General features: G+C 40.3%; 3 protein-coding genes. 1 reads left to right on the forward strand and 2 read right to left on the reverse strand.

Annotation, left to right across the window (positions count from 1 at the left end; translation table 11 throughout):
* Window positions 1–161: 161 nt before the first annotated feature.
* Together CDG77_RS34455 and CDG77_RS34460 are read right to left on the reverse strand one after the other, a co-directional pair.
* The gene (locus CDG77_RS34455) at window positions 162–1,130 is read right to left on the reverse strand and encodes a ParB/RepB/Spo0J family partition protein (protein WP_094333602.1); all 969 of its coding nucleotides are present in this window, start codon (window positions 1,128–1,130) and stop codon (window positions 162–164) included.
* Entirely contained in the window at window positions 1,127–1,900 is a 774-nt protein-coding gene (locus CDG77_RS34460) for a ParA family protein (protein ID WP_094333603.1), read from the reverse strand. The genes CDG77_RS34455 and CDG77_RS34460 overlap by 4 nt, the downstream gene beginning before the upstream one ends.
* Before the next feature lie 507 nt (window positions 1,901–2,407).
* Here CDG77_RS34460 and CDG77_RS38820 point away from each other — a divergent pair.
* A complete protein-coding gene (locus CDG77_RS38820; protein WP_262985200.1) occupies window positions 2,408–2,542 on the forward strand; it encodes a hypothetical protein in 135 nt (44 codons plus the stop codon).
* Window positions 2,543–2,859: the final 317 nt, after the last annotated feature.

The following is a 2,859-nucleotide window of genomic DNA, read 5'->3' on the forward strand; positions in this document are numbered from 1 at the left end:
TAGCTAGTTTTTGATACTTGTATTTATGTCTTATAAGCTAGCCACAGCAAAGCTTTGATAGTTTTCGGAGATGTCTACTTGATATAAGGTCACAGTCAATCCCCGAAATATTAGTGGTATAAAATCAAATTTTTTTATCAGTTTTAGCTAATTTATTTTTATCAGTTTGTGAAGTCATTTTTCATCAATACATCCAACTGAGCCAAGAGCTTCTCTAGCTTTGCTTTTTTTTTCGGATCATCCCATACCTTGGACTGCTTAAAACGGCGAAGTGTGTCCTCAACGCGGTCTTTCAGAGATGTTGACTCTGTTTGAGTGCGAGACTCTGATTCCGGCTTCTGCTGAATTTCTGAAATCTTCCGCTTAATTTCGCTCAATGAAAGATTGTAGGCGATCGCGTCTTCTAGTAGTTGAATTCTTGTTTTTTCATTTTTCACCTTAGCGATTGCCCTTGCTTTGGTGTACTCAATTTTTCCCGAACGCAATACTGAAAGCACATCTTGAGGGAGATTGAGTAAAGGCAAGCGATTGCGAACAAATGAATCCCACTTCATGCCTCCTAACGCTGTAAATATTTCCTCAACAAGTAGAGTTTGAGAATTACCCGTAACGTTACGGGTAATTTTTCCTTTAGCTTCGTTTTCCATTTTTTGAAGCAGTTTGACGGTTTCTGACGTACTGATTGACAACCGAAATGCCAATAGTTCAAGGATACCTTCAGTCTCTTCTAGTGGATTGAGGTCTTCGCGTTGCAGGTTTTCAACGAGGCGCACTTGGTACGTAGTCGCATCATCCATTATGCGGACTACTACAGGAACCTCAGTTAAAAGAGCCATCAATGCCGCTTTGTAGCGTCGTTCTCCGGCTACTAATTCATAATCGCCCTCAGAGAGCGGACGCACTAACAGAGGTTCGAGAATACCCAATTCTTTGATTGAATGTGATAGTTCTTCAAGCTTCTGCTCATCGAAATAGCGCCTTGGCTGTGAGGAAGGTAGCTTAATTTTGGCAATTGCAATTGTGTTAGTAGCGCTGGCTTGATCCTCAGATTGTGACCCAGTTACAGTGCCAAACAGCAGATCGACAGGCTTTTTGATTGCAGCGTAAGGTTCGTTACGTTTGCTACTCACAGTTTTAATTCAAGTTTATCTATGCTATCAGCAATTTTTTTGAGTACACCCACGGCTGGATGGTTTTTATCAAATAATGCTAGTGGGACTCGGCGCTCAGAAGCATCGGCAAAGGCAATAGTTTTTGGAATTGGTGGATATACAGGAGCTATCTCTGATAGTTGTTCTTGTACAGCTTTAAGTGTACGCGATTCCTGGGCAGTCCGACCATCGAACATTGTAGGAACAAATCCAGCAAATTGCAATCTGGGGTTGGTATGACTGCGGACTTGGGTGATCGTATTGAGTAAAAGTTCAGTTCCCTTAAATGACTTAAATTGACATTGGATAGGAACGAGAATGTGAGTAGCAGCAGTGAGGCTGATGATACTGAGTAACCCCAAAGAAGGTGGACAGTCGATAAGAATGAAGTCGTAATTATCTTGCACAGCCAAGAGGCCATTTTTTAGGCGATATTCTCTAGCAATCGCACTACTAAGTTGCATTTCACTAGCGGCAAGATTAATGTCAGCAGGGACAAGCGCCATACTATGAATCGGCTGGGGATAGATAGGTAATGGTCTGTTATCAACTATTGTTTGTTGAATACTGATACTCAATTCGTCTGGTTCGAGTCCCATAAATGTAGTGAGAGATGCCTGCGGGTCCATATCCACAAGCAAAACACGACGTTTTTTAAGTGCAAGGTGGTAGCCCAGATTTTGAGTAAGTGTTGTCTTGGCAACCCCACCACTTTGGTTAAATAGTGCAATAATCCGGGTTTGGCTCACTTTAATAAATTGCAGTTATCGCAAAAAGTACTTCTAATACAGGCAGATTGTAGCGCTTGATTAGGGGGAATACAACTCTTAGAGGTTGCAAGATTACTTTCCATTCCATACTGCCTAGAAGTTGCCTGTAGCAAGAGTATACAAGTTGTAATTTGAATACCGCGAACGCGAATTGTATTTGGTGGGAGCAGAGAGAGTAAATGAACTATAAGCAATTGTCTTAGATGCAGATACACGAACAAAAGGCGACTAACTTCTGCCAGTGTTAAAAAAATCCGAATCTGATTCTGATAACTTATGCACGCTACCAGTATTGCACTTTTTATTTCCAGCATCGCCAATGATTAGCACTGCTGACACACGATAAATTGCATGGGTAATCTTGCTTGAAAATACAACAGTACAACAAATATTTCTAGCCGATATCTGATGAAATATATCTAAGATAAACGCTTTTTTGGTACTACCAACAGGGAATAAAAGTGCGAGTTTACAAAAGAGCTAGTAATGGGAGAATATAAAGAACATCCTGCACTGATTAAAGTGAAAGTCCAATACCCCAACTGTGAGCAGACTGGTATCAGATTAAAAACAGGAGAAGTGATTTCGACAACAGCGATTCCTTCTCCTTGGCAGCAATGATGGCACACTCCCTCTTCAAGAGTGATTAGTAAGAGATATTTACGATTGATAATGCAAAAGTTGAAAATTTTACCCTTAATAATAACTGCACTAACGGCACTGACACTAACCCCGGATTTCTCACAAGTGAGAAATCCGGGTAACGCACTCGTTACATAGTCAGCAAGAAGTTAAAGATCAAAACTGAATTGCTTTTCAACAAAAAATTGATAGTAAAGTATAAATCAAAGAGTCAACGATGATCTAAATTAATTTCTGCTGCATTGATAAAAAGATTTCAAAAAATCCTGATGGGGGCTATATGGGGGCTATATATA

Origin of the sequence: Nostoc sp. 'Peltigera membranacea cyanobiont' 213 (assembly GCF_002245975.1) — a bacterium.
Lineage (GTDB): Bacteria > Cyanobacteriota > Cyanobacteriia > Cyanobacteriales > Nostocaceae > Nostoc.

Excerpts from the sequence above, each read along its gene's own strand:
- CDG77_RS38820 (WP_262985200.1), top strand. The coding sequence starts at position 2,408 with ATGGGAGAATATAAAGAACATCCTGCACTGATTAAAGTGAAAGTCCAA.